A 25,710-nucleotide genomic window follows, 5' to 3' on the forward strand; every position below is an offset into this window, starting at 1 on the left:
GCCCGCGATGCCCTTCGCCCGCCTCGCCGCAGCCACCACGCCCACTGCCCACATCGGGCTGGGCCTGGCCGCCGTGGGCCGCCCCGGCTACATCAACCTCGGCCGGGACGACGACCTCGGAGAGAACCGCGGCGTCGACACGCTGCGCACCCGCACCCACGAACTCCTCGACGCCGCCCACGCCCAGGGCGTGCGCTACTTCGACGTGGCACGCTCCTACGGCCGCGCCGAGGAGTTCCTCGCCGACTGGCTGCACGGCCGGCCCGACATCGACGACGTCGTGATCGGCAGCAAGTGGGGCTACACCTACACGGCGGGCTGGCGGATCGACGCCGAGGCGCACGAGGTCAAGGACCACGGCGTCGGCACGTACGAGAAGCAGCGCGCCGAGAGTGCCGAGCTGCTCGGCGACAGGCTCGACCTCTACCAGATCCACTCGGTGACCCCGGACAGTCCGGCCCTCACCGACAAGGAACTGCACGCCAGGCTGGCCGACGCGGCCGCCCAGGGGCTCTCGGTCGGCTTCTCCACCAGCGGGCCCGCCCAGTCCGACGCGATCCGCGCCGCGCTGGCCGTCACGGTCGACGGCGAGCCGCTCTTCCGTACCGTCCAGGCCACGTACAACGCGCTGGAGACCTCGGCCGGGCCCGCGCTCGCCGAGGCCCGCGACGCCGGACTCGCCGTGATCGTCAAGGAGGGCATGGCCAACGGACGCCTCGCCGCCGGGCACGCGCCGGGCGCGGTGCGGGACATCGCCGGGGAGACCGGGCTCGGCGCCGACGCGATCGCCCTCGCGCTCGTCCTGCGGCAGCCCTGGACCACCGTCGTCCTCTCCGGCGCGGCCACCGTCAACCAGCTCGCCTCGAACCTGCACGCGGCGGTCTTCGACCTCGACGAGGACCAGCTTGCCCGCCTCGACGCGCTGGCGGAGGAGCCGGCGGTCTACTGGGAGCGACGCGGGCAGCTGCCCTGGCACTGAGAACCTCTCCGAGTCACCGTTGGTGAGACGCACATGTTTCTGATGAGACAGAGATGTCTCATGTGGTTTATGGTTGTCTCATGGCCGTCGACCGTGAACACGTGCTGCGCAGCGCAGCCGCCCTGCTCACCCGGAAATCCACCGCCACCATGGACGAGGTCGCCAAGGCGGCCGGGATCAGCCGGGCCACGCTGCACCGCCAGTTCGCGGGGCGGGACGCGCTCGTGCGGGCCCTCGAAGCGCTCGGCATCGCGGAGTGCGAGGCCGCCCTGGACGCGGCCCGCCTCGACGAGGGGCCCGCGCGTGAGGCCGTACGCAGGCTGGTGACCGAGATCCAGCCCGCCGCCGGGCTCCTTGCCTTCCTCTACGGAGAGAACCAGCTCTGGGAAGGCGACCAGGACGACGGCTGGCTGCGGCTCGACACCCGGATCGGCGCGCTGTTCGTCCGCGGCCAGCAAGGCGGCGAGTTCCGCATCGACCTCAGCCCGGTCTGGCTCACCGAGGCGCTCTACGGGCTGATCGCCTCCTGCGCCTGGGCGGCCCAGGACGGCCGGGTCGCCGCCAACGACTTCACGCACATGATCGTCGAGCTGCTGCTCGGCGGCGCACTACGGAGAGAGGATTCATGACCAGCACCCTGCGGCCGGCATCCGTGGCGGAGGTGGAGAAGCGCCCGGGCCGCTGGCTGGCGCTCTGCGTCCTCGTCCTGGCCGTGCTGCTGGTGGCCGTCGACGCGACCGTCCTCGGCCTGGCCACCCCGTACATCAGCGAGGACCTGAAGCCGTCCGGGACGCAGCTCCTGTGGATCGGTGACGTCTACTCCTTCGTGATCGCGGGCCTGCTCGTCTCCATGGGCAGTCTCGGTGACCGCATCGGCCGCAAGAAGCTGCTGCTGATCGGCGCCACGGCGTTCGGCGCGATATCCGTGCTCAACGCCTACGCGACGACGCCCGAACTGATGATCGCGGCACGGGCGTTGCTCGGTGTCGCGGGCGCGACCCTGATGCCCGCGACGCTCGCCCTGATCCGCAACCTCTTCCACGACCCCCGCGAACGCAGCCTCGCCGTCGGCATCTGGGGTGCGACCGCCTCCGCCGGTACCGCGGTCGGCCCCGTGGTCGGCGGCTTCCTGCTCGAACACTTCTGGTGGGGTTCGGTCTTCCTGATCAACCTGCCCGTGATGGCCGTTCTCGTCCTCGTCGGCATCAAGCTGCTGCCGGAGTCCCGCACCCCGAACCCCGGCCCGTGGGACCTGACCAGTGTGGCCCTCTCCTTCGTCGGCATGATCGCCGTCGTGTACGCGGTGAAGGAGGCCGCCATGCAGGGGATCTCCTGGCAGCCGTTGGCCACGGCCCTGCTGGGCGCGGGCGCCCTGTACTGGTTCGTCCGGCGCCAACTCACGCTGCCCTCACCGCTGCTGGACATGCGGCTGTTCCGTCACCGCGGCTTCTCCGGGGCGGTGCTCGCCGACCTGTTCACCATTCTCGGCCTGTCCGGGCTGGTCTTCTTTCTCTCGCAGTACCTGCAACTCGTGCAGGGCAGGGGCCCGTTGGAGGCCGGACTCGCCGAACTGCCCGCCGCGATCGGCGCGGTGGTGGCGGGTCTGATCGCCGGTACGGTCGCGCGGCGGTTCTCGGTGCGTGCCGTGGTCTCCGGCGGCCTCGCCGGGGTCGGCCTGGCGCTCGCCGCGCTCACCCTGCTGAGCCAGTCCACCGGTTATCCGCTGCTCGGCGGCGCGCTGCTGGTCGTCGGCGTCGGCGCCGGATTCTCCTTCACCGTCACGGCCGACGTGATCCTCTCCAGTGTGCCCAAGGAGCAGGCGGGCGCCGCGTCCGCGGTGTCCGAGACGGCGTACGAACTCGGTGCCGCCCTCGGTATCGCCCTCCTCGGCTCGATCGTGACCAGCGTCTACGCGGGCTTCACCGGACCCGCCGGCACACCGGCCGAGGCCCATGAATCCCTGGGCGGCGCCGTCGAGTCGGCGGCCGAACTGCCCGCGGACACGGCGGCGGCCCTGATGGACTCGGCCCGCACCGCGTTCGTGGACGGGCTCACGCTCGCCGCGGGCATCGGAGCGGTGGTGCTGCTCGGCACGGCGGTGGCGGCCTGGTTCCTGCTGCGGGGGCAGAAGCTGGAGGAGAGTGCCGCGGAGGTGACCTCCTCCGGTCGAACGGCAGACCGGTACAGGCACTGAGCACGGGTTGGCCCTCACCTGATGGTCTCGGCTCCGTACCCGGCGTTGTCCCTCGGGCTCGCGGCTGACCACGGACCCGAGGTCCCGCCGGAGCGCCTTACGCCGCCTTGACCTTCGTCGCGTACATGTCCACGTACTCCTGGCCGGACAGCCGCATGACCTCGGTCATCACGGAGTCGGTCACGGCCCGCAGGACATAGCGGTCGCGGTCCATCCCCTCGTACCGCGAGAACTCCATCGCCTTGCCGAAGCGGACCGTGACCCGGCCCGGGCGCGGGATGCCGGAGCCGCCGGGCTGGATCTTGTCCGTGCCGATGATGGCGAACGGGACGATGGGCGCGCCGGTCATCATCGCGAGGCGGGCGATGCCCGTGCGGCCCCGGTAGAGCCGGCCGTCGGGGGAGCGGGTGCCCTCCGGGTAGATGCTGAAGACCTTGCCCTCCTCCAGCACCCGGCGGCCGGTCATCAGCGCCGCGACTCCGCCGCGCCCGCCGTCCCGGTCGACCGGGATCATGCCGCAGCCGGTGAAGAACCAGGCCATCAGGCGGCCTTTGAGGCCCTTGCCGGTGACGTACTCGTCCTTGCCGATGAAGAAGACCTGGCGGTCGCAGAACAGCGGCATGATCATCGAATCGATGAACGTGAGGTGGTTGCCGGCCAGGATCACCGGACCCTCGCCCGGAATGTTCTCCGCACCCTCCACCCGTGGGCGGAACATCAGGCGCATGATCGGTCCGAGCACTGCCTTGATGAGCGCGAAGCGGGACAACGGGCCCTCCGGTGTCAAGGGATTCGATATGAGTATGTGCAGGTGAGGACGATACTCGCGGCCCCCGGGGTAATGCACATCGGGTTCACTGACTGGATACGCACTGTTGACGTACGTTTACCTGCGGGAGCGTGCCGGTGAGCCGCCCTCAGACGGCCGGAGCGATGTGACGGAACTCGCGCGCGGCACCCGCGACCGTTCGTCGCACGGCACCCGTGACCGTCCGTCGCGCCGCATCCGGCGACCGTCGGTGGCAGTTCTCCACGCCGCCGCCGTGCGAGTACCCGGCACAGCGGGTTCGAAGCCGCAGACCGACGGGCCGTCAGCACGCTTGTCCCGTACGACACGCAGGGGCACCCGTGTGTTCCGCCGCAGGTCTCCCTCCCGTCACGCAAGGGAACTTACGATCGACCCGCTTTGACAGGCGCGGGGGCACTACAGCGGGAGTAGTCATGGGAGCGCAGGAGTCGAACGGACAGGAACGGGGCACCGCGCGGCGGACGCTGCTCGGAGCCGCGGCGCTCGGGGCGGGCGGAGCGGTCCTCGGACTGCCCACCGCGGCCCGCGCGGACGCGCGGCGGTCGGGGGGCGGCTACCGGAGCCTGCCCAAGCCGACGATCATCGGACACCGCGGGGCCAGCGGATACCGGCCGGAGCACACCTTCGGGTCCTACCAGCTGGCCCTCGACCTCGGCGCGGACGTCGTCGAGGCGGGCGACCTGGTGCCCACCAAGGACGGTCACCTCGTCTGCCGTCACGAGCCGGAGATCGGCGGCACCACGGACGTCACGGACCACCCGGAGTTCGCCGGCCGTAAGACCACGAAGAGCCTCGACGGGGTCGCCACCACCGGCTGGTTCACGGAGGACTTCACACTCGCCGAGCTGAAGACCCTGCGGGCGGTCGAGCGCATCCCCGCCAACCGGCCGCACAACACCCTCTACAACGGACGCTGGGAGATCCCCACGTTCGAGGAGGTGCTCAAGTGGCAGGACGAGCAGACCCGCAAGCGCGGCAAGCAGGTCTGGATCTACCCCGAGCTCAAGCACCCCACCTACTTCCGGGCGCTCGGCCTCGGCACCGAGGAGAGGCTCGCCAAGCTGCTGCGCAAGGCCGGCAAGGACAAGAAGAACTCGCCGGTCATCATCCAGTCCTTCGAGCCGACCAGCATCCAGCGCATGAACAAGCTCGTCGACAACCCGCTCGCGGTGCTGCTCTCCGCCGCGAACACCCGGCCCTGGGACTTCGTCGCGACCGGTGACCCGCGCACCGTCGCCGACCTCGTCACCCCCAAGGGCCTCAAGGAGATCGCCTCCTACGCCCAGGGGATCGGCCCTACGCTCGACCTGATCATCCCGAAGGACGCGAGCGGCAACTTCACCAAGCCGACCACGCTGGTCAAGGACGCGCACGCGCAGGGCCTGATCCTGCACCCCTACACGATGCGCAACGAGAACCCCTTCCTGCCGCCGGCCTACCGCAAGGGCACCGACGCGGACGCCTACGGCGACGTCTTCGGCGTCTTCAAGGTCTACTTCGAGACGGGCATCGACGGCGTCTTCACCGACAACGCCGACACCGGGGTGCTCGCCCGCGCGGACTTCGTCAACGGATGACCCCGCCACCCCGGTTGGGGTGACAGACGGCCGCCCCGGCAACCACCGCCGGGGCGGCCGCGTCGTGCCGCATATGACACAAGACATGGTTGCCACCCTGCGTCCGCTGCTCGCCGCCGAGGCCTCGGCGGAGGCATATGCGTCCGGCGCCGAACAGGGCGACCTGGAACAGGCCGTCTGGCTGCGCCTCCTGGAGCGCCTCGACACGGACGGCCCGCCTGTCGACCCCCAGGGATGGCTGCGCCGCGCGGTCCGCTCCGAGGCCCGCCGCAGCCGCCGTACGGCCCGCGTCGAACAGCCGTACGCCGCCGATCCCGTCGACGACCGCGGCACCGGCCCCGAACAGCTGGCGATGACCGCCGCCCGCCGCCGCGCCCTGCACGACGCGGTACGCCGCCTGCCCGGCCGCTGCCCGAGCCTGCTGGCGGCGCTGCTCTCGCCCAAGGACCTCACCTACCGGGAGATCGCGGGGGAGTTGGGTATCTCACAGGGCAGTCTGGGTCCGGAACGTTCCCGATGTCTGGGATGTCTGCGGCGATTGCTGACGCCGGAGGTTGCGGCCGGGGAACCACGGGGATAGGAGTGAGGACGACCGGTGGAACAGGTGAGCGGGAGGCGTGCACACATGGGCATGAGCGTGACCATCTCGGCGGCGACCACGCAGGACGCCGAGCAGATCCTCAAGCTTCAGTACCTCTGCTACCAGAGCGAGGCCGAGCTGTACGGCGACTACGGCATCGAGCCGCTCACCCAGCCGCTCGACTCCCTGAGGGCGGAGCTGGCCGGGGGCACGGTTCTGGTGGCCCGGCTCGGGGACGAGGTGGTGGCCTCGGTCCGCGGCGCCGTGGACCCCGACGGCACCGCCCGTATCAACAAGCTCATCGTCCACCCGCGCATGCAGCGCCACGGGCTGGGCGGACGGCTGCTCGCCGCGATCGAGGCCAGGCTCGGCGCGGACGGCGCGGCCAAGTCCTACGAGCTCTTCACCGGCCACCGCAGCGACCGCAACCTGCGGCTCTACCGCAAACACGGTTACGCGCAGATCTCCACGCAACGCGTGGACGAGCGGCTCACCCTGGTGACCCTGGCGAAGGGCGCCGAGGCAGGCGCCTTCGTGGCCAGCGCGTAAGCGCTCCGCTGTAGGTCCGGTGCGCTACCTGGTCCGGAGCGTCACCTGCGGGTCCGTCGTGGCCGGCCGCGCGGTTCCCCGCACCCCCTCGGAGCGCAGCCGATCCGGACCTCCCCGGCCCCGCTCAGCGGCCGGCGGTCACCGAGCGGTCGTACGGGCGGCCTTGCGGAGCCAGTACATCGCCGAGACCGGCAGCAGCACCGGGATGAACAGATAGCCCATCCCGTAGTCCGACCACACCGTGGCGTCGGGGAAGGCGGACGGCTCCACCAGCGTCCAGGTCCCGACGATCAGCACGCCCGCGAGCTCGGCGGCGCAGCACACCAGCGCCGCCCTGCGGGCCCTCTCGCCGCCCCGGACGAGCGAGTACGTGATGAAGCCGTAGACGAGCCCCGCGATCGCGGAGAGCGAGTAGGCGAGCGGGGCCTTGTCGAACTCCGTCGAGATCTGCACGGCGCTGCGCGAGACCGCGCCGACGACCATCACGCCGTACAGCCAGACCAGCAGGATGCCCGGACCGCCGATGAGCCGTGTCCGCTTCCTCTCCTGGTCCACGGCCCCGTCGTTCCCTTGGTCCACGGTCCCGTTCTCCTCCGCGGCCGTCATCTCAGCCTCCCCAGATGTCATAGAGCCGCACTTCGAGAACGGCCAGGACGATGCCGCCCGCGGCCACGGTGATCGACCCCCAGCGGGTCCGCTCCGCCAGCGACATGAAGCCCGCGGCCGGGATGCACGCGAAGGCGCCGATCAGATACGCCACGAAGATCGTCGTGCCCTGGTCCGGCTGCTCGCCGCGAGCCAGCTGGACGATGCCGATCACCAGCTGGATCACGGCGAGCAGCGAGACCACGGCCATGCCGATGAAGTGCCAGTCCTTGGTCGGCTGGTCCCGGTAGGCGGCCCAGCCGCACCAGGCGGCGAGCGCGAGCGCGGCGACGGCGGTCGCGACCGTCAGGGCATCAAGCATGCCGCGACCCTATTACGGCCCAAAAGGCCCGCCGCTCCCGCCCCCGGGGTGGCCCGTAGGGTCGAAGGCATGACGATCCATGCTGAAGCCCTCCTCTTCGACAACGACGGCACGCTCGTCTCCTCCCTGGAGTCCGTGAACCGCTGCTGGAGGCGCTGGTACGAGGAGTACGGCATCACCGCCGAGGACTTCGCCCGGATCGAACTGCACGGCCGCCCCGCCGCCGAGATAGCCGCCGACCTGCTGCCCGCCGACGTCGTCCCCGAGGCCCTCGCGCGCATCGAGCAGCTCGAGGTCGACGACGTACCTGGCGGGGTCCTGCTGCTTCCCAGGACGGCCGCGTTCCTCGCCTCCCTCCCCGCCGAGCGCTGGGCCGTCGTCACCTCCGCCACCCGGCGGCTGGCCGAGGCGCGGCTCGCCGAGGCCGGCATCCGCCCCAAGACACTGGTGACCGCCGACGACATCACCCGCGGCAAGCCCGACCCCGAGCCCTACCTCCTCGCCGCCCGCGAACTGGGCGTCGACCCGGCCCGCTGCGTGGTTTTCGAGGACGCTCCGGCCGGCCTCCAGGCGGGCCGCGCCGCCGGGATGACCACCGTGGCGTTGGCCACAACCCACCGGTCCGACGAGCTGGACGCCGACCTCGTGGTCGAGGACCTCTCCGCCTTGTCCGCGCTGGTCACGGAGCACGGAGTGGAGGTCTCCGTCCGAGGCTGAGAGGTGTCCACCGCTGTCCGGAGTCCGGACAGCGGGGGTGGCTCCCACCTGTGTGTCTGCTTTACTTGATCCCATGACCACGACGAGCAGCCGCATCCTTGCGACCGAGGCGACCATGACGCCCGGTGCTCGTTGTATGTGTCGAATGTGCGCCTGCTAGAGGGCCCCCGCACCACCCGAGCCTCGCGCCCCGAAGCGAGTCGGCGCGCCCTGCCCGTCCCCCGGACGTGAGTGGCGCCGCACCGCGCACACGATTCCTCTGAATTCCCGGCTGCCATCGCCACCGCGAGAACCGTGCCGCGTTCCCGACCGAATGCACCCGTGCCCGGCGCACACCCACGCCCCGCACTCGACAGTGACGGAAACCCCAGTGATCACGACCAAGGACCTGCACAAGGTCTATCGTTCGCGCGGCCGTGAGGTCACCGCCCTCGACGGCGTCGATCTGCACGTCCGCGAAGGCGAGGTGTACGGCGTCATCGGCCAGTCCGGCGCCGGCAAGTCCTCGCTCATCCGCTGCGTCAACCTCCTGGAGCGCCCCACGTCCGGCACGGTCACCGTCGCCGGGCAGGACCTCACCGCGCTCGCAGGCCGGGGGCCCCGCGCGGGCCGGGAGCTCCGCAGGGCCCGCAGCCACATCGGGATGGTCTTCCAGCACTTCAACCTGCTGTCCTCGCGCACCGTCCAGGACAACGTCGAACTGCCGCTGGAGATTCTCGGCGTCTCCGGCAAGGAGCGCTCCCGCAAGGCGCTCGACCTGCTCGACCTGGTCGGTCTCACCGACAAGGCCAAGTCCTACCCGGCGCAGCTCTCCGGCGGCCAGAAGCAGCGCGTCGGCATCGCCCGCGCCCTGGCCGGCGACCCGAAGGTGCTGCTCTCCGACGAGGCGACCAGCGCCCTCGACCCGGAGACCACCCGCTCCATCCTCCAACTGCTGCGCGACCTGAACCGGCAGCTGGGGCTGACCGTCCTGCTCATCACGCACGAGATGGACGTCGTCAAGACCATCTGCGACTCGGCCGCCCTCATGGAGAACGGCAGGATCGTCGAGTCCGGCACGGTCGGCGAGCTGCTCGCCACCCCCGGCTCCGAGCTGGCCGCCGCGCTCTTCCCGGTCAGCGGTGACCCGTCGGGCGACGACCGCACCGTCATCGACGTCACCTTCCACGGCGAGGCCGCGACCCGGCCCGTCATCTCGCAGCTCTCCCGCACCTACAACATCGACATCTCGATCCTCGGCGCCGCGATGGACACCGTCGCGGGCAAACAGGTCGGCCGGATGCGCATCGAACTGCCCGGCCCCTACGAGGAGAACGTCGTGCCGATCGGGTTCCTGCGTGAGCAGGGGCTGCAGATCGACGTCCAGGGCCAGGCGCCCGTACTGCTGAAGGATGGTGCCAAGTGACCTGGTCGGAGATGCAGCCGCTGCTGTCCCAGGCGTGTTGGGACACCTTCTACATGGTGGGCTGGTCCACGCTCATCGCCGTCGTCGGCGGGCTCCCGCTCGGCATCCTGCTCGTCCTCACCGACCGCGGCGGCCTGCTCCAGAACGTCCTGGCGAACAGGGTGATCGGGCAGATCGTGAACATCGCCCGCTCCATGCCGTTCATCATCCTGATGGTCGCGCTGATGAGCTTCACCCGCTGGCTCACCGGGTCGACGATCGGCCGCGAGGCCGCCATCGTGCCGCTCGCGATCGGGGCGATCCCCTTCTTCGCGCGCCTCGTCGAGACGGCTGTCCGCGAAGTGGACGGCGGACTCGTCGAGGCCGTGCAGTCGATGGGCGGCAACACCTGGACCGTCGTCCGCAAGGTCCTCGTACCGGAGTCCCTGCCGTCGCTGATCTCCTCGGCGACCACCACGATCGTCGCCCTCATCGGCTACTCGGCGATGGCGGGCACCGTCGGCGCCGGAGGCCTCGGCGACATCGCGATCCGGTACGGCTACCAGCGGTTCGAGACCGAACTGATGTGGATCACCGTGGGCATCCTCGCGGTGGTCATCTCGGTCATCCAGTTCGCCGGCGACTTCGCCGCGCGCGGCCTGCACCGGCGCGGCGGACAGTCCGGGGCCGGACCCCGGCTGAGGCTGCTGAAGGCCAAGGAGCCCGCCACCGCGGACGTCGGCTAGGCCGCCCGAATACCTCCTCACCCACCCGCAGATCTCCCCGTACACCCGACACGGGGACGCTTCACCCACATGGAAAGGCACTTTTCGTGCGTAACGCCACCAAGATCACCACCGCCGTCCTCGCAGCCGGAGCCCTCACCCTCGGCCTGACCGCTTGCGGCTCGGACAAGGACTCCGCCTCCGACACCAGCGGTCCGCTGGTCGTCGCCGCCAGCCCGGTCCCGCACGCCGAGATCCTCGACTACGTCAAGGACAACCTGGCGAAGAAGGCGGGACTCGACCTGGAGGTCAAGGAGTTCACCGACTACGTCACGCCGAACACGGCGACCGAGGACGGGTCCGTGGGCGCCAACTACTTCCAGAACCAGCCCTACCTGGACGACTTCAACAAGAAGAACGGCACCCACATCGTGCCCGTCGTCACGGTGCACCTGGAGCCCCTCGGCCTGTACTCCAGCAAGGCCAAGAGCGCGGACGACCTGAAGAGCGGTGCGACGATCGCCGTCCCGAACGACTCGGTCAACGAGGCGCGGGCGCTCAAGCTGCTCGCCGCCAACGGGATCATCACGCTCAAGGACGGCGTGGGCAACGAGGCGACCCCCTCGGACATCACCAAGAACCCGAAGAACCTCAAGTTCAAGGAGCTGGAGGCGGCGCAGACCCCGCGCTCCCTCGAGGACGTCGACGCCGCGGTGATCAACGGCAACTACGCGATCGAGGCCGACCTCTCGCCCGCCGAGGACGCCCTCGTCCTGGAGTCCGCGACGGACAACCCGTACGGCAACTTCCTCGCCGTCAAGGACGGCAACGAGGACGACCCGCGCGTCAAGAAGCTCGCGAAGCTCCTCACCTCGCCCGAGGTCAAGAAGTTCATCGAGGACAAGTACGAGGGTTCCGTCATCCCGTCGTTCTGACCGGGCGACCGGAGACGCAGGGGGCAGTCGAAATGCGTAAGCACGTCATATCCGCGATCGGTTCCGCCGTGGTCCTCGGCCTCGGCCCGACCGCCTGTGGTTCGGGCTCCGGGTCCGGCAGCGGCGGCGACGACGCACTGGTCGTCGGCGCCACCGCGGTACCGGCCGGCGAGGTCCTGTCGTACATCAAGCAGGATCTCGCCGAGAAGGCGGGACTCGACCTGGAGATCCGGGAGTTCACGGACTACGTGCTGCCGAACACCGCGCTCCAGGAGGGCTCGCTCGACGCGAACCTCTACCAGAACCAGCCCTTCCTGGACGACTTCAACAAGTCCAAGGGCACGGACCTGGTGTCGGTGGTCAAGCCGTATCTGCCGCCCATGGGCGTGTACTCGAAGAAGGCCGGGGACGTCACCGAGCTCGCCGACGGAGCCACCGTCGCGGTGCCCAACGACGTCACCAACGAGGGCCGCGCCCTGAAGCTCCTCGCCGCCGAGGGAGTCATCACGCTCAAGGACGGGGCGGGAACGGCCGCGTCCCCCGCGGACATCACGGCCAACCCGAAGCACCTGACGTTCAAGGAGCTGGAGCCCGCCCAACTGCCCCGCTCGCTCGACGACGTGGCGGCCGCGGTCATCAACAACAACTACGCCCAGGACGCGGGGCTCAGCCCCGCCACCGACGCGATCCTCCTGGAGTCCGCGAAGGACAACCCCTACGCGAACCTCCTGGCGGTCAGGAAGGGCGACGAGGACGACCCGCGGGTCGAGAAGCTCGCGGAGCTCCTGACCTCGCCGGAGGTCAGGAAGTTCATCGAGGACAAGTACAAGGGCTCGGTCCTGCCCGTCACTTCGGGCTGACGGTCCTCGTCACCGCCAGGGGTCCACTCCGCTACCGGGAGTGGACCCCGTGGTGTGTCCCGGTGGTTTCATGCTGCATGCTGGGCAGTTCAGCGGACCCGACGGTTATCCCGGGCCCGAGGTTCCCGAAGGTTACGGAGCGGCGCATGACGAGCACCTTCCCCGACATCTCCATCAGCACGGAGCGGTTGGTCCTGCGCGCGCTCGAGGACGACGACGTACCCGCCCTGACCGAGATGATGAACGACGAGATGGTGGCGGCCTGGACAGCGGTGCCCCAGCCCTACACCGAGGACGGCGCCCGCTCCTGGATCACCGACTACGCGCCCGCCGAACGCGAGGCGGGCCGCGGACTCGACCTGGCCGTCACCGAGTTCCTCACCCAGCGCCTTGTCGGCATCATCCAGCTCGCCAAGACGAACTGGCACGTACGGTCCACCGAGATGTCCTACATCATCGCCCCCTGGGCCCGCGGTGAGGGCTACGCCTCCGAGGCCGCGCTCGCCACCGCCCAATGGCTCTTCCGCGACCAGAAGTTCGAGCGCGTCGAACTGCGTACGGCCGCCGACAACACCGCCTCGCAGCAGGTCGCCCAGAAGATCGGCTGCATCAGCGAGGGTGTCCTGCGGGGCGCCTGCATAGCGCGCACCCGTACCGAGGACGGCGGCTGGACCGACGTACGCACCGACTACATCGTGTGGAGCCTGCTGCCGGAGGATCTCGACGGCCTCGGTGAGCAGTTCGCCGACAGCGGTTTCACGTCGCTCTCCGACTGGAACTGAACATTCTCCTGCTGGAACCGAAAACGGGGAGTCCGCCGAGCGAAAACGGGGGAGACCCCGGAGCGGGCCCTGACTACGTCGGTTCCGGAGCCGCCGGCCTGGATCCGCGGGACCGCTCCCGCCCTCGGAGCCCGTCGGAGCGCCGTCGAGCGACACCGGATACCCTCACGGAGCCTGCCCTCGGGCCTGCCCCTGACGACCCGCGAAATCCTTTCTGGTCTGGAGACTGACGACGATGGCCGACCGGGTCACGGTGATCGGCTGGGACGGCTCGCCACTGACCGCCGCGGCGCGCTCGGCTCTCGGCGCCGCGACACTGGTGGCCGGCACGGCCCACCACCTCGCACTCCCCGAGGTGCCCGCGAACGCCGAACGCATCCGCCTCGGCAGCGTCGCCCTGGCGGCCCGCCGGATCGCGGGCCACCGGGGCAGCGCCGTCGTCCTCGCCGACGGCGACCCGGGCTTCTTCGGCGTCGTACGCACCCTGCGGGGCCCCGAGTTCGGCCTGGAGGTCGAGGTCGTCCCCGCCGTCTCCTCGGTGGCCACCGCGTTCGCCCGCGCCGGAATGGCCTGGGACGACGCACATGTGGTCGTCGCCCACGCCCGCACCCTGCGACGAGCGGTGAACGTGTGCCGCGCCCACACCAAGGTCGCCGTCCTCACCTCGCCGGGCGCGGGCCCCGCCGAACTCGGCCTCCTCATGGACGGAGTGCACCGCACCTTCGTCATCTGCGAGGAACTCGGCACCGCGAACGAGCAGGTCACGATGCTCACCTCCGACAAAGCGGCCGACCACACCTGGCGGGACCCGAACGTCGTCATCGTCATCGGCGGCTACGTGGCCACGGTGGAGGGCGGCGGCTGGATCGCGGGACGCGAGCCGGGTGCGGGACCGCGCGGCTGGGCGCTGCCCGCGAAGGCGTACGGCGGCGCACTCGGCGAAGGCGAAACGGATCTGCTGCGCGCCGCCCAACTCGCCCGCCTGGGACCGCGCCTCGGAGACCTCGTCTGGGACATCGGCTCGGGCAGCGGCGCCTTCGCCACCGAGGCGGCCCGCACCGGGGCGGCCGTCATCGCGGTCGACCGCGACCCCGGCTCCTGCGCCCGCACCGAGGACTCCGCGCGCCGCTTCGGCGTCCAGATGCAGATCGTGCACGGCACCGCCCCGCACGTCCTGGAAGATCTCCCCGAACCCGACGTCGTACGGGTCGGGGGCGGCGGAGTCGCGGTGGTCTCGGCGGTCGCCGACCGCCGGCCGCAGTGCATCGTCACGCACGCCTCGACCCGCGACGCCGCGGAGCTCATCGGCCGGCACCTGACGGAGCACGGATACCAGGTCGAATGCGCCCTCATCCAGTCCGTCGAACTCGACACAAGGGCCTGGACGGAGACGGAGCGGAGCGTCGCGTTCCTGCTCACAGGCCGTCTGCCCGATCGCGTCGATCGCGCCCTGTGATCCTGTTGTCGTACTGCGCGCGGTAGGCTGGCCGATCGTTGTACCGCTTTCGGGGGATCAGCCTTTCGTAGGCCAATGTCCGGAAAACGCGCCCGTTTTGAGGTGTGTGTGGTACGGCGAACCGGAGGACGCGCAACGTGGCGCAGTCCACAGCGGGCCCTCGCGGATCAAGCTGTCGCGAGGGCGGAACGACCGGGACAATGCCAGTTAATGGCTTTGTCGTCTTTCTTGGTCGGTCGTTCGTGCCGCTGGGCATGCGCGCTCGTTCTTCACCGTGGGGCGGTCGGTGCGCCGTTCCGGGCGAGCTGGACTTGGAAGCACTAACCGATGGGCGAGGGGTACGCATGACTGACACCGGCCAGGTCCCGGGCGAGGGACTGCCGGAGAACGCAGGCATGGTGGATCAGCCGGGCGTCCTCGCGCCGGGTGCGTACACCTTCCTCGACCCCTCCGGGACTCCCGCAGATGACGACGACCTGCTCCTGATGCCCGGCGCGCCCGGGGCCCAGGGCGCGTGGGGCAACGAGGTGCCGCCACCTGCCCCGATGCCGTTCGTCCACGAGCCGGGTGCGCATGAGGCGGGTGCGCCCGAGGGGGCTGCATACGAGCCGCTTCCGCACGAGCCGCTTCCGCACGAGCCGGGTTCGCAAGAGTTGGCTGGACACGAGTCAGCGGGGCACGAGCCCCTCCCGCACGAGTCAGCCGGAGAAGAGCCCTTCTCGCACGAGCCCGGTCCGCACGAGGCTGCCGGGCGCGACAGCGGTTCGGTCGACCTCGCCGCCGTCCGCGCGCCGGAGCCCGTGCCTGCCCCGCAGCCGACGCCGCCCCGTCGCCCGCTGCACCTCGGCCCGCCGACTCCGGACGGCTCCGCGAGTCCGGTGCGTTCGCTCGCCGACCGCGGCCCCGCCGGCGCGCGGGTGAGCCCCGCGGCCGTGTACACCGCCCCGGTGACTCCCCTACGCCACCCCGGTCCGCCGACCGCCGGGCCCGAGTACCTCGACGTGCAGCAGCTCTCCGAGATCCCGCCGCAGGGCGCGATGCCGTGGGGGGCTCCTCCGTCGGGACCGGAAGAGGCCGCAGCAGAAACGGTCGTCCCGGAGGCGGCGAGCGGCACGGAGTTCGCGCACGTCCCCGCTTTCGTCCCCGCTGTTCATGAGCGGGCCCAGGAGGTGGCAGAGGACCGGGCGGCGTTCGCCGAGGTCTCCCAGGAACCCGAAGCGGCTCAGGAGTCCCAGGGTCAGGAGGCCGCCGAGGCCGCGGCGTTCGCTGAGGCCCCGGCGTTCGCCGAGGTGCCTCAGGAGCCGGAGGCGGTCCAGTTCTCGGGGCCCGCGCAGGTGTCCCAGGACATCGACGCGGCCCCGGGCCTCGCTCCCGAGTCCCCGGCCCCCGCCCTGCCGCCCGAGGCGACGCAGGTTTCCGAGGCCATGTTCGCGCCCGCCACCGACGGAACGCCGGACCCTCGTCACCTCACGCCGGCCCTGGACGAGACCCCCTTCTCCGAGGCCCCGCCCGCCCAGGTGCCGACAGCCGACGCCGAGTACACCGCCGAGGCCTACGCGCCCGTGCACCCTGCCCCGCAGGCGCCGGTCCCGCCGGACGCCGAGCACTTCGCCCCCGACCAGCACGTCGCACCGGAGCGGAATCCCGACCGGTACCAGGCGCCGGAGCAGAGTCCCGACCAGTACCAGGCACCGGAGCAGGACTCGCGCGGAGCGCACGCGACCCCGCCGCAGGCCACCGGACCCGCGGCTGTCCACTTGGCCGACCAGTCCGAGGCGTCTGACGAGGCCCTCCAGGCACCCCGGTTCGCGACCGCCCCCGCTGTCCACATCCCGGACCACGCCGCCCAGTTCGCGGACACCGGATCCCACGCGGAGGGCTCGCTCGCGCCCGGCCAGGCGCTGCCGCAGGCCCAGTCCCGGCCCCACTCCCAGGAGCAGACACCTCCCGCGTTCGCCGAGGTGTCCGCGTCCCAGCCCCCGCACAGCGTCCCGGCAGGTGTCGGCGCGTATGCCCAGGCCCCGCACACAGCCGTGGGCCAGGCCCATGGCGAGCACTTCCCGGTCCCCGGCGAAGGAGCGGGTGCTTCCGAACTCCCGGCCGCACCTCTCGAACCCCACGCGGACCATTCCCTCGGCCAGTTCGTGCCGGTGGAGGGCACGGTGCCGACGACCCCGCACCTCGCCCCGACTCCGCCCCACGCCATGACGGTGCCGCCCTTCCTCGCCGAGGAGCAGCCCCCGGCCGAGGAACCCGCGGCGGAAACCCCGCAGGCTCCTGTCGTCGATGCGGAGATCGTCGAGGCCGAGATCGTCGAGACGGATCTCGTCGAGACGGAGTCCGTCGCCCCCGTACCCGCGCCCCGCGAGGCGGCGGCGCCGGAGGCCGAAGCGGCGGCGGAGGCTCAGTCGGTCTCCGTGCCGGAGCCGCTCCCGGCGGCCGCGGAGACCGTGGTGGCACAGCAAGCGGACGACCTGGACACTCAGGGCGCCGACCAGGAAGAGAGCACGGCCGCAGTGGCAGACGTACGAGAGTCCACCGGCCCGGCGGCACCCGGCTACGACGACGCCGAGCGCGAGGCCGTCCTGCGCGTGATGCGCGAGCGCCGCGACATCCGCAACGGCTTCCGCAGCGACCCGATCCCGCACGACGTACTGCTCCGCGTCCTGGAGGCGGCCCACACCGCACCGTCCGTCGGGCACTCCCAGCCCTGGGACTTCGTGGTGATCCGCTCGGCCGACACCCGGCGTTCGATGCACGAACTCGCGGCCCGTCAGCGCGAGGCGTACGCGAAGTCGCTGCCCAAGGGCCGTGCGAAGCAGTTCAAGGAACTCAAGATCGAGGCCATCCTCGACACCCCGGTGAACATCGTCGTCACCGCCGACGCGACCCGCGGCGGCCGCCACACCCTGGGCCGCCACACGCAGCCGCAGATGGCCCCGTACTCCTCCGCGCTCGCGGTCGAGAACCTCTGGCTCGCGGCCCGCGCCGAGGGCCTCGGCGTCGGCTGGGTCAGCTTCTTCGACGAGCGCGAGATGGTCCGCGCGCTTGGCCTCCCCGAGCACCTGGAGGTCGTCGCCTACCTCTGTGTCGGCTACGTCGACGAGTTCCCGGACGAACCCGAGCTGATGCAGGCCGGCTGGTCCAAGCGCCGCCCGCTCTCGTGGGTCGTCCACGAGGAGACGTACGGCCGTCGCGCGCTGCCCGGTGAGGAGCCGCACGACCTGCTCGCCGAGACGATCTCCAACATCCGTCCGCTGGACGCGAAGGCGCTCGGCGAGGCCTGGGAACGCCAGAAGCGGATGACCAAGCCCGCCGGCGCGCTCGGCATGCTGGAGATCATTTCCGCGCAGCTCTCGGGCCTGTCCCGGATGTGCCCGCCGCCGATCCCGGAGCCCGCCGCGGTCGCGATCTTCGCCGGCGACCACGGTGTGCACGCCCAGGGCGTCACCCACTGGCCGCAGGAGGTCACCGCCCAGATGGTGGCCAACTTCCTCGGCGGCGGCGCGGTCTGCAACGCGTTCGCCAACCAGGTCGGCGCCGAGGTCTGCGTCATCGACGTGGGCGTCGCCTCCGACCTCCCGGCCACGCCGGGTCTGCTGCCGCGCAAGATCCGCGCCGGCACCGCCGACATGACGACCGGACCCGCGCTGACCCGCGAGGAGGTCGTCGCGGCCATCGAGGTGGGCATCGAGACGGCCCGCGACCTGGTGGCGGCGGGCAACAAGGCCCTGCTGACCGGTGAGATGGGCATCGCCAACACCACTCCGTCGGCTGCCCTCATCTCGGTCTTCACGGGCACCGACCCGTCCGAGGTGACCGGCCGCGGCACGGGCATCAACGACGAGACCCTCGCCCGCAAGACCGAGGTCGTGCGCCGCGCCATCGAACTCCACCAGCCGGACCCCGCCGACCCCATCGGCGTGCTCGCGGCCTTCGGCGGCCTCGAACACGCCGCCATGGTCGGCCTCCTCCTCGGCGGCGCGTCCCTGCGTACGCCGGTGATCCTGGACGGTGTCAGCGCCGGCGCCGCGGCCCTCGTGGCCCGCGCCATCGCCCCCGAGGTGCTCGCCGCCTGCATCGCGGGCCACCGCAGCGCCGAGCCGGGTCACGTGGCCGCCCTGAACAAGCTGGGCCTGCGCCCGCTGGTCGACCTCGACCTGCGCCTGGGCGAGGGCACCGGGGCGCTGCTGGCCCTCCCGGTGGTGCAGAGCGCGGCACGGGCGATGCACGAGGTGGCGACGTTCGACTCGGCCGGGGTGACCGAGAAGTAGACGCGAGGACGAGGGCCCGGAGGCGCTGCCCTCGGTTCGAGGAAGGGGCGGCCCTGGGGAAGGAACCGCATCGGCCGCCGCCGTATCGTGGACCCGGACCCGGAAACAGCACGTCAAGGCCGCTCCAGCCCAGCGCGGCGGCCCCGCAGGAGGAGCCGCACCGCCATGGCCGAACACCCCGCCTACCCCGTAGGCCTCCGCCTCACCGGCCGCCGCGTGGTGGTCCTCGGCGGCGGTCAGGTCGCCCAACGCCGCCTCCCGGCGCTCATCGCGGCGGGCGCGGACATCCACCTCGTATCCCCGGAGGCCACTCCCTCCGTGGAAGCGATGGCGGACGCGGGTGAGATCACCTGGACGAGGCGCCCGTACCAGGAGGGCGACCTGGAAGACACCTGGTACGCCCTGATCGCCACCAGCGACCACGAGGCGAACGCCGGAGCCTCCGCCGAAGCGGAACGCCACCGGGTCTGGTGCGTCCGCTCCGACAACGCCGACGCGGCGACGGCGTGGACCCCGGCCACCGGCCACAGCGAGGGCGTCACGGTCGCGGTCCTCACGACCGACGCCCGGGGCCGCGACCCCCGCCACACCGCCGCGATCCGCGACGCGGTGGTCGAGGGCCTCCGCGACGGCACCCTCGTGGCCCCCCACTACCGCACCCGCACCCCCGGCGTCGCCCTGGTCGGCGGCGGCCCCGGTGACCCGGACCTGATCACGGTGCGCGGCCGCCGCCTCCTCGCCGAGGCGGACGTCGTCATCGCCGACCGGCTCGGGCCGCGCGACCTGCTCGCCGAACTCCCGCCGCACGTCGAGGTGATCGACGCGGCGAAGATCCCGTACGGCCGTTACATGGCCCAGGAGGCCATCAACAACGCGCTGATCGAACACGCCAGGCAGGGCAAGTCGGTGGTACGGCTGAAGGGCGGGGACCCCTTCGTCTTCGGCCGCGGCATGGAGGAGGCCCAGGCCCTCGCCGAAGCGGGCATCGCCTGCACGGTGGTCCCCGGCATCTCCAGCTCGGTCTCGGTGCCGGGCGCCGCGGGCATCCCGGTCACCCACCGCGGGGTCGCCCACGAGTTCACGGTGGTCAGCGGCCATGTCGCCCCCGACGACGAACGTTCCCTCGTCGACTGGCGGGCCCTCGGCAGACTGCGCGGCACGCTGGTCGTGCTCATGGGCGTCGACAAGATCGGCGCCATCGCCCGCACGCTCATGGACAACGGCAAGGCGGCCGACACCCCTGTCGCCCTCGTCCAGGAGGGCACCACGGCGGCCCAGCGCCGGGTCGACGCGACCCTGGAGACGGTCGCGGAGACGGTACGCACACAGGACGTCAGGCCCCCGGCGGTCATCGTCATCGGCGAGGTCGTCAACGTGGGCCCCGGGAACCTCAACCGGTAACCCCCGGTAACACAACACCTTCCCAGCCGTTGGCACCACACCCAGGACAAGGCAGTATCACCCTGTGGCCGATCTCATCACCGTCGAGGACCCCGCCGACCCCCGTCTGCGCGACTACACGGGCCTGACCGACGTGGAGCTGCGCCGCAAGCGCGAACCCGCCGAGGGCCTGTTCATCGCCGAGGGCGAGAAGGTCATCAGACGTGCCAAGGACGCCGGGTACGAGATGCGCTCGATGCTGCTCTCCGCCAAGTGGGTCGACGTCATGCGCGACGTCATCGACGAGCTGCCCGCCCCGGTGTACGCGGTCAGCCCGGAGCTCGCCGAACAGGTCACCGGCTACCACGTGCACCGCGGCGCCCTCGCCTCCATGCAGCGCAAGCCGCTCCCGGCCTCCGACGAACTCCTGCGGACCGCGCGCCGCGTGGTCGTCATGGAGTCGGTCAACGACCACACCAACATCGGCGCGATCTTCCGCTCCGCCGCGGCCCTCGGCATGGACGCGGTCCTGCTCTCCCCGGACTGCGCGGACCCGCTCTACCGCCGCAGCGTGAAGGTCTCCATGGGTGCCGTCTTCGCGGTCCCCTACGCCCGTCTCGACTCCTGGCCCAAGGGCCTGGAGTCGGTCCGCGACGCCGGCTTCAACCTCCTCGCCCTCACCCCCGACGAGAAGGCCAAGTCCCTCGACGAAGCGGCCCCGCACCGTATGGACCGGGTCGCGCTGATGCTCGGCGCGGAGGGAGACGGCCTCTCCACGAAGGCCCTGATGGCGGCCGACGAGTGGGTCCGCATCCCGATGGCCCACGGCGTCGACTCGCTCAACGTGGGCGCGGCGGCCGCCGTCGCCTTCTACGCCGTGGCGACGGGCCGCCCGCAGCCCTAAGGGCTGTCCCGTAATCCCCGGCGGGCGCACGACGACAGCTACGGCACCTCGCCGCGTTGTCGGATCGCCCGAATACACCCGGTATGAGGACGACCCTCCGTCTTGCGATGCACCGCATCTGACGCCGCGCGCTGATCCACCGGGGATTACGGGACAGCCCTTAGCCAGTGCCTGTCACGGCGCCGGTCCTCGACCAGTGCCCGTCACGGCGCTAGTCCTCGAATCCGCTCCGGGAGTCGGCCACGTCCTCGGGCACCGAATCGTAGGGCCGTGACTGCCGTACGTCGTCGCGTACGTGCCGGTCGTCGTCGAGGCTCCGCGCCGGACCCTGGCAGCCCTGCGCCACCGCGATCCCCAGCGCGACCAGCAGGGTCACCACGACGAACACGAAGAGCCGCTGACGCAACAGCCGCGGATTGGCGGGCCGCCTGCCGGTACCGGTGGTCCGGGGCCCCGGACGACCCGTGCCACTGCGCGCCCCGGGTCTGCTGCCGGAACGGCCGGTGTTCCGCGCGGGAGCCGGACGGGCGCCCGACCGCGGCCCGGCGGCGCCGTTCGTTCCGCCCGTCCGCGGCGGGGGAGTGCCCTGCGGACGCCGCTGGGTGCGCTGCTCGGCGTACTGCTCGGCGAGCCGCCCCGTCGGCCGGTCGGGATCGGTGCGCGGCGCGGGCGGCCGGACATCGGCCAGCCCCTGCGTCTCGCGGGCCGCGATCTCCTTGAGCCGCAGCGACAGTTGGAGCGTGCTGGGCCGCTCCTGGGGGTCCTTCGCCAGACAGGCCCGTACGAGAGGCGCCAGCGAGTCCGGTACGCCGTGCAGTTGGGGTTCCTCGTGCACGACCCGGTAGAGCATCACCTCGGAACTGCCGTGTCCGAAGGGGGAGTCCTGCATCGCCGCGTACGCGAGCGTGGCGCCCAGCGCGAACACGTCCGTCGCCGGGGTGACGGCGGCTCCGCGCACCTGCTCGGGCGCGAGGAAGCCCGGCGACCCGACCGCCGTACCGACGTGCGTGAGGGTGCTCGCGCCCGTCGCCCAGGCGATCCCGAAGTCGATGATCCGCGGCCCCTTCGGGGACAGCAGGATGTTGGACGGCTTGAGATCCCGGTGCACGACACCGGCCTCGTGCACCGCGAGGAGCCCCTCGGACAGTGCGGCGCCCACCGCGGCCACGTCGGCGGCGGGCATCGGCCCTTCCTCGGCGACCTTGTCGTGCAGGGAGGGCCCGGGAACGTACTGCGTGGCGAACCAGGGCCGTTCGGCCTCCAGATCCGCCGCGACGAGCCGCGCCGTACACCCGCCGCGAATCCGCCGCGCGGCCGAGACCTCGCGCGCGAACCGCGACCGGAACTCCTGATCCTCCGCCAGATCGGGCCGGATCACTTTGAGCGCGACCCGCTGCCCACGCCGGTCGGAGCCCAGGTAGACCACGCCCATCCCACCCGCGCCGAGCCGTCTGTGAAGCCTGAACGAGCCGACGACACGCGGGTCCTCGCGCCTCAGGCGCATCATCGCCATGTCCATCCCCGCTGCCCGGTCCGTTTGACGAGCCACAGCTTACGTTTACGCGGCCGGTGGCGCGCAGAGGCCGCGCCCTCTCGGCCCGATCGATTGTCAGTGCCGGGTGGGAAACTTGAAAGGTGGTCAGGGAGCGTGCGAGCAGTGCGGCTTTGGGCCGGCTGTGATCCCAACCATCCGTCGCAGAAGGGGGATTGAACCCGTGAAGGGTGACCGAGTGGAGATAGTCGTGGACGCCGGGGACACGACGAGAACGTACGAGGTGGTGGCCAGCAGGGCAGGCCGCAGGGTGGAGACAGCGGTCCGCCGAGGGGTCGTGGAAGTGAGCGAAGTCACCCGAAGCGGATCAGTGGTGCGTACCGCCCGCTTCATGGCGACCCGCGTCCTGGCACTGGTGGAGCAGCCGGTCCCCAGGGAAGACAGCTCGGAACAGACGGGATAGCCCGGGCAGACCGGACACCCCCTCCGGGAAGACCCTGAGGCCCGGGACCTCATCTCCACCCAGGGGAGTACTCCGCAGGTCATCGGTCATCCTCCGGGAGGCCCGCCAATCGGTACGAGGGCATGACGACCCATCGGCGCCGCACCCCTAGATTTGAAGTCAAGCGGCGGGTGCAGCACTCGTCCCCCGAGGTCAGACACCCGCCGCTGCCAACCACAACAGAAGCTCGGTCAGGAGAGGACCATGGCCCACACGGCATCGCGGACAATGATCCGCACGCAGGGACGCAAGGCATACACCGCCGCGTTCAGCACCCGCCAGGGTCAGCGCCACCCACTGGTGGCGACAGCGATGGTCCTTCCCCTGGCGGCCCTGCTCGTAGTCGTCTTCGGCGGCTGGGAAGCAGTGGTCACACAAGCGTCGTCCGTGGGCGTGATGCTGGGGCGCTGAGCGGCGCCCCAGGCCCGGAAGAGCGGTCCGGGCGGGGACATCCGGCCATGAAACCCCGTGGGGACGGGGGTGCGGCGGACGGCAAAAAATGCCCGCGCAGCTGGGGAGCTGCGCGGGCATTGCCGTGTTGTGCGCCTGGACCGGCGCTGCTTTCGCGGACCGTATCGCTCGCCGTGGGGGTCGCTCAGTTGATGGTTGCGGTTCGGAGCCCCTTCGGTGGCTGCGTACGCTCGCGGGGAACCGTAAGTACTCGCAGGGGGACTCGTGACCGCAGACGTGCTGCCCGCGCTGACCGCCGAGGCGCGCGGTGCGGCCCATTCGGAAGGGGCCTGTGCTCACGACGACACGGTCCTCGCCGACAGGCAGGACGGCACTGTCGTCCGGCACGGCGACACCGTCGCCAAGGCGCACGCGCCCGGTACGGACCCGGGGGAGCTCGCCCGCCGCCTGGCGGTCGCCGCGGACCCCGCCCTCGGGGGGATCCTCCTCGCCCCACTCCGCCCGACGCCCGTCGATCTCCACGGCCGCCTGGTGACCTTCTGGCCGTACGGCAGCCCCGTCGATCCGGGGAACCCCGAGGCGGCCCCGTGGGAGGACGCCGCCGCCCTGCTGGCCCGCCTGCACCGGTCACCCGCGCCGGACGGGCTGCCGCCCATGCGAGGCCCCGCGAAGGCGGCCCGCGCGATCGCCCGGCTCAGGGCGGTGGGCCCGCACCCGGCGGCCGCCCCGGTTCTTCGCGCCTGGGCAGTCCTCCCGGCCTGGGCACGCGCGGAGGCTCCCATGCCGGCCACGGCGACGCTCTGTCACGGCGACCTCCACCTGGGCCAGCTCGTACGCCGGCCGGCGGCGACCGGCCCGTGGCTCCTCATCGACGTGGACGACCTCGGCGTGGGCGTCCCGGCCTGGGACCTGGCCCGCCCGGCCGCCTGGTACGCCTGCGGCCTGCTCCCGCCCGAGGAATGGACCCGCTTCCTGACCGCCTACCGGATCGCCGGCGGCCCGGCCGTACCCGCACAGGGTGACCCCTGGCCCGCCCTGGACGTCGCGGCCCGCGCCCTCACCGTGCAGACGGCGGCACTGGCGATCGCCAAGTCCGCCGCCGCGGACCGCCCGTTGGACGAGGTGGAGCAGGCCGTGATCGACGCCTGCGACCGAATGAGCGGCGCCCCGCCCGAGTTGGCGACCGATTTCGCGAAGTAGGGTGCAACCGACCGAAGCCGGGCAGTGTCTGTCCTGGCGGAAGCAGTACCGACGGCGAGGAGTTGAGCCGAGCATGCAGTGTCCGAAGTGCCATGCGCCGATGCACACGTACAACCGCAACGGCGTCCAGATCGAGCAGTGCAGCGGTTGCCGGGGGATATTTCTCGACTACGGCGAGCTGGAGTCGCTGACCCGGATGGAGTCCCAGTGGTCGCAGCCCGCGCCGCCGCCCCCCGGAGCCCCGTACCAGGGCGCGCCCGCGCCGGCCTGGGGCGCCCCGCAGCACGGCGGTCACGGAGGCCACGGCGGTCAGTACGGCGGCCACCACCGCCAGAAGAGCTTCGGCCGCATGCTCTTCTCGTCCTGAGACTCCCGGGGCCCCTCGCGGGCCCCGGAACGACGAAACCCCCCAGCCGTACGAGACGGCTGGGGGGTTTCGGCTGGTGCGCGATACTGGGATTGAACCAGTGACCTCTTCCGTGTCAGGGAAGCGCTCTCCCGCTGAGCTAATCGCGCGGGTCACGGGGCCTGAGCCACGCTTACCGCCGGTGCTGCGTGCGCGATACTGGGATTGAACCAGTGACCTCTTCCGTGTCAGGGAAGCGCTCTCCCGCTGAGCTAATCGCGCGGGGATCCTCGCGGACCGAGTCCTTGCGGACCAGTGGACGATACTGGGATTGAACCAGTGACCTCTTCCGTGTCAGGGAAGCGCTCTCCCGCTGAGCTAATCGTCCTTGGAGGTGGAGACGGGATTTGAACCCGTGTAGACGGCTTTGCAGGCCGTTGCCTCGCCTCTCGGCCACTCCACCAGGAGTGTGGGGATTCGGTTGGAGCCCCCACGTCCTGCGAGCGGACGACCAGGTTCGAACTGGCGACCTCAACCTTGGCAAGGTTGCGCTCTACCAACTGAGCTACGTCCGCTTGTCGGTTCCGTTCCGCTTGCGCGTCGCGGCGACGAGTTGAACTCTAGCGGATTCCGGGGCCAGCACAAAAACGCGTTTGTGCAGCGTGCTGGGGTTCGTCCACTTCAAGGA

Annotated in this window: 24 protein-coding genes and 5 tRNA genes; 20 read left to right on the forward strand and 9 right to left on the reverse strand. The window is 71.2% G+C overall.

Annotation, left to right across the window (positions count from 1 at the left end; genetic code table 11):
• The first annotated feature begins 7 nt into the window (after window positions 1–7).
• The 3 genes from ACIBLC_RS16975 (at window position 8) to ACIBLC_RS16985 (ending at window position 3,173) form a co-directional block, all read left to right on the forward strand.
• Complete coding sequence (locus tag ACIBLC_RS16975; RefSeq protein WP_399211722.1) at window positions 8–979, forward strand: aldo/keto reductase; 972 nt, start codon at window positions 8–10, stop codon at window positions 977–979.
• An 80-nt stretch (window positions 980–1,059) separates the two neighbouring features.
• Complete coding sequence (locus ACIBLC_RS16980) at window positions 1,060–1,608, forward strand: TetR/AcrR family transcriptional regulator (RefSeq protein WP_399211723.1); 549 nt, start codon at window positions 1,060–1,062, stop codon at window positions 1,606–1,608.
• Complete coding sequence (locus ACIBLC_RS16985) at window positions 1,605–3,173, forward strand: MFS transporter (RefSeq protein WP_399211724.1); 1,569 nt, start codon at window positions 1,605–1,607, stop codon at window positions 3,171–3,173. Before ACIBLC_RS16980 ends, ACIBLC_RS16985 begins: the two co-directional genes overlap by 4 nt.
• 97 nt (window positions 3,174–3,270) lie before the next feature.
• On the opposite strand, the gene ACIBLC_RS16990 is transcribed toward ACIBLC_RS16985, so the two are convergent.
• Window positions 3,271–3,900: a lysophospholipid acyltransferase family protein gene (locus ACIBLC_RS16990; protein ID WP_399211821.1), complete on the reverse strand. Its 630-nt coding sequence runs from the start codon at window positions 3,898–3,900 to the stop codon at window positions 3,271–3,273.
• A 494-nt stretch (window positions 3,901–4,394) separates the two neighbouring features.
• On the opposite strand from ACIBLC_RS16990, the gene ACIBLC_RS16995 reads away from it, so the two are divergent.
• The 3 genes from ACIBLC_RS16995 to ACIBLC_RS17005 all read left to right on the forward strand — a co-directional run bounded on the left by ACIBLC_RS16995 (window position 4,395) and on the right by ACIBLC_RS17005 (window position 6,687).
• A complete protein-coding gene (locus ACIBLC_RS16995) occupies window positions 4,395–5,558 on the forward strand; it encodes a glycerophosphodiester phosphodiesterase (protein ID WP_399211725.1) in 1,164 nt (387 codons plus the stop codon).
• A 73-nt stretch (window positions 5,559–5,631) separates the two neighbouring features.
• The gene (locus tag ACIBLC_RS17000; protein WP_399211726.1) at window positions 5,632–6,138 is read left to right on the forward strand and encodes an RNA polymerase sigma factor; all 507 of its coding nucleotides are present in this window, start codon (window positions 5,632–5,634) and stop codon (window positions 6,136–6,138) included.
• 45 nt (window positions 6,139–6,183) lie between these two features.
• A complete protein-coding gene (locus tag ACIBLC_RS17005; protein ID WP_399211727.1) occupies window positions 6,184–6,687 on the forward strand; it encodes a GNAT family N-acetyltransferase in 504 nt (167 codons plus the stop codon).
• Window positions 6,688–6,825: 138 nt separating this feature from the next.
• On the opposite strand, the gene ACIBLC_RS17010 is transcribed toward ACIBLC_RS17005, so the two are convergent.
• Together ACIBLC_RS17010 and ACIBLC_RS17015 are read right to left on the reverse strand one after the other, a co-directional pair.
• Entirely contained in the window at window positions 6,826–7,293 is a 468-nt protein-coding gene (locus ACIBLC_RS17010) for a hypothetical protein (RefSeq protein ID WP_399211728.1), read from the reverse strand.
• Window position 7,294: 1 nt separating this feature from the next.
• Window positions 7,295–7,654 carry a hypothetical protein gene (locus ACIBLC_RS17015; protein ID WP_399211729.1) on the reverse strand — a complete coding sequence of 120 codons (360 nt, stop codon included), beginning with the start codon at window positions 7,652–7,654 and terminating at the stop codon, window positions 7,295–7,297.
• Between the two features lie 69 nt (window positions 7,655–7,723).
• Here ACIBLC_RS17015 and ACIBLC_RS17020 point away from each other — a divergent pair, with 69 nt between their 5' ends.
• The 10 genes from ACIBLC_RS17020 (at window position 7,724) to ACIBLC_RS17065 (ending at window position 21,071) form a co-directional block, all read left to right on the forward strand.
• A complete protein-coding gene (locus ACIBLC_RS17020; protein ID WP_399211730.1) occupies window positions 7,724–8,371 on the forward strand; it encodes an HAD family hydrolase in 648 nt (215 codons plus the stop codon).
• A gap of 313 nt (window positions 8,372–8,684) precedes the next feature.
• A complete protein-coding gene (locus tag ACIBLC_RS17025) occupies window positions 8,685–9,776 on the forward strand; it encodes a methionine ABC transporter ATP-binding protein (RefSeq protein WP_399211731.1) in 1,092 nt (363 codons plus the stop codon).
• On the forward strand, window positions 9,773–10,501 hold the full coding sequence (locus ACIBLC_RS17030) for a methionine ABC transporter permease (RefSeq protein WP_399211732.1): 729 nt from the start codon (window positions 9,773–9,775) through the stop codon (window positions 10,499–10,501). Before ACIBLC_RS17025 ends, ACIBLC_RS17030 begins: the two co-directional genes overlap by 4 nt.
• 86 nt (window positions 10,502–10,587) lie before the next feature.
• Window positions 10,588–11,415, forward strand: a complete 828-nt coding sequence (locus tag ACIBLC_RS17035) for a MetQ/NlpA family ABC transporter substrate-binding protein (RefSeq protein ID WP_399211733.1) — start codon at window positions 10,588–10,590, stop codon at window positions 11,413–11,415.
• Between the two features lie 32 nt (window positions 11,416–11,447).
• The gene (locus ACIBLC_RS17040) at window positions 11,448–12,275 is read left to right on the forward strand and encodes a MetQ/NlpA family ABC transporter substrate-binding protein (protein ID WP_399211734.1); all 828 of its coding nucleotides are present in this window, start codon (window positions 11,448–11,450) and stop codon (window positions 12,273–12,275) included.
• 146 nt (window positions 12,276–12,421) lie between these two features.
• Entirely contained in the window at window positions 12,422–13,057 is a 636-nt protein-coding gene (locus tag ACIBLC_RS17045) for a GNAT family N-acetyltransferase (protein ID WP_399211735.1), read from the forward strand.
• 235 nt (window positions 13,058–13,292) lie between these two features.
• Window positions 13,293–14,513: a precorrin-6y C5,15-methyltransferase (decarboxylating) subunit CbiE gene (gene cbiE, locus ACIBLC_RS17050; RefSeq protein ID WP_399211736.1), complete on the forward strand. Its 1,221-nt coding sequence runs from the start codon at window positions 13,293–13,295 to the stop codon at window positions 14,511–14,513.
• Window positions 14,514–14,857: 344 nt separating this feature from the next.
• Window positions 14,858–18,787, forward strand: a complete 3,930-nt coding sequence (cobT, locus tag ACIBLC_RS17055; RefSeq protein WP_399211737.1) for a nicotinate-nucleotide--dimethylbenzimidazole phosphoribosyltransferase — start codon at window positions 14,858–14,860, stop codon at window positions 18,785–18,787.
• 165 nt (window positions 18,788–18,952) lie between these two features.
• Window positions 18,953–20,188 (forward strand): uroporphyrinogen-III C-methyltransferase, encoded by a 1,236-nt coding sequence (gene cobA, locus ACIBLC_RS17060; protein ID WP_399211738.1) that lies wholly within the window; start codon window positions 18,953–18,955, stop codon window positions 20,186–20,188.
• Window positions 20,189–20,252: 64 nt separating this feature from the next.
• Window positions 20,253–21,071 carry a TrmH family RNA methyltransferase gene (locus tag ACIBLC_RS17065; RefSeq protein ID WP_399211739.1) on the forward strand — a complete coding sequence of 273 codons (819 nt, stop codon included), beginning with the start codon at window positions 20,253–20,255 and terminating at the stop codon, window positions 21,069–21,071.
• A gap of 211 nt (window positions 21,072–21,282) precedes the next feature.
• Here the strand turns inward: ACIBLC_RS17065 and ACIBLC_RS17070 are convergent, their stop codons facing one another.
• Window positions 21,283–22,590, reverse strand: coding sequence for a serine/threonine-protein kinase (locus ACIBLC_RS17070; protein WP_399211822.1), 1,308 nt, complete (start codon window positions 22,588–22,590; stop codon window positions 21,283–21,285).
• 196 nt (window positions 22,591–22,786) lie between these two features.
• On the opposite strand from ACIBLC_RS17070, the gene ACIBLC_RS17075 reads away from it, so the two are divergent.
• The 4 genes from ACIBLC_RS17075 to ACIBLC_RS17090 all read left to right on the forward strand — a co-directional run bounded on the left by ACIBLC_RS17075 (window position 22,787) and on the right by ACIBLC_RS17090 (window position 25,043).
• Window positions 22,787–23,026, forward strand: a complete 240-nt coding sequence (locus ACIBLC_RS17075; RefSeq protein ID WP_399211740.1) for a hypothetical protein — start codon at window positions 22,787–22,789, stop codon at window positions 23,024–23,026.
• A 243-nt stretch (window positions 23,027–23,269) separates the two neighbouring features.
• On the forward strand, window positions 23,270–23,476 hold the full coding sequence (locus ACIBLC_RS17080) for a hypothetical protein (protein ID WP_399211741.1): 207 nt from the start codon (window positions 23,270–23,272) through the stop codon (window positions 23,474–23,476).
• A gap of 264 nt (window positions 23,477–23,740) precedes the next feature.
• Window positions 23,741–24,676, forward strand: coding sequence for an aminoglycoside phosphotransferase family protein (locus ACIBLC_RS17085; RefSeq protein WP_399211742.1), 936 nt, complete (start codon window positions 23,741–23,743; stop codon window positions 24,674–24,676).
• 73 nt (window positions 24,677–24,749) lie between these two features.
• Window positions 24,750–25,043 (forward strand): zf-TFIIB domain-containing protein, encoded by a 294-nt coding sequence (locus ACIBLC_RS17090; protein ID WP_399211743.1) that lies wholly within the window; start codon window positions 24,750–24,752, stop codon window positions 25,041–25,043.
• A gap of 74 nt (window positions 25,044–25,117) precedes the next feature.
• Here the strand turns inward: ACIBLC_RS17090 and ACIBLC_RS17095 are convergent.
• The 5 genes from ACIBLC_RS17095 to ACIBLC_RS17115 all read right to left on the reverse strand — a co-directional run bounded on the left by ACIBLC_RS17095 (window position 25,118) and on the right by ACIBLC_RS17115 (window position 25,597).
• A tRNA-Val gene (locus ACIBLC_RS17095) sits at window positions 25,118–25,192 on the reverse strand.
• A gap of 40 nt (window positions 25,193–25,232) precedes the next feature.
• Window positions 25,233–25,304, reverse strand: a tRNA-Val gene (locus ACIBLC_RS17100).
• Between the two features lie 34 nt (window positions 25,305–25,338).
• Window positions 25,339–25,410 (reverse strand) — tRNA-Val (locus ACIBLC_RS17105).
• 1 nt (window position 25,411) lies between these two features.
• Window positions 25,412–25,485 (reverse strand) — tRNA-Cys (locus ACIBLC_RS17110).
• 39 nt (window positions 25,486–25,524) lie between these two features.
• A tRNA-Gly gene (locus ACIBLC_RS17115) sits at window positions 25,525–25,597 on the reverse strand.
• Between the last annotated feature and the right edge of the window lie 113 nt (window positions 25,598–25,710).

The sequence above is a fragment of the Streptomyces sp. NPDC050535 genome, from assembly GCF_044457665.1.
In the GTDB taxonomy this organism is placed as follows: domain Bacteria; phylum Actinomycetota; class Actinomycetes; order Streptomycetales; family Streptomycetaceae; genus Streptomyces.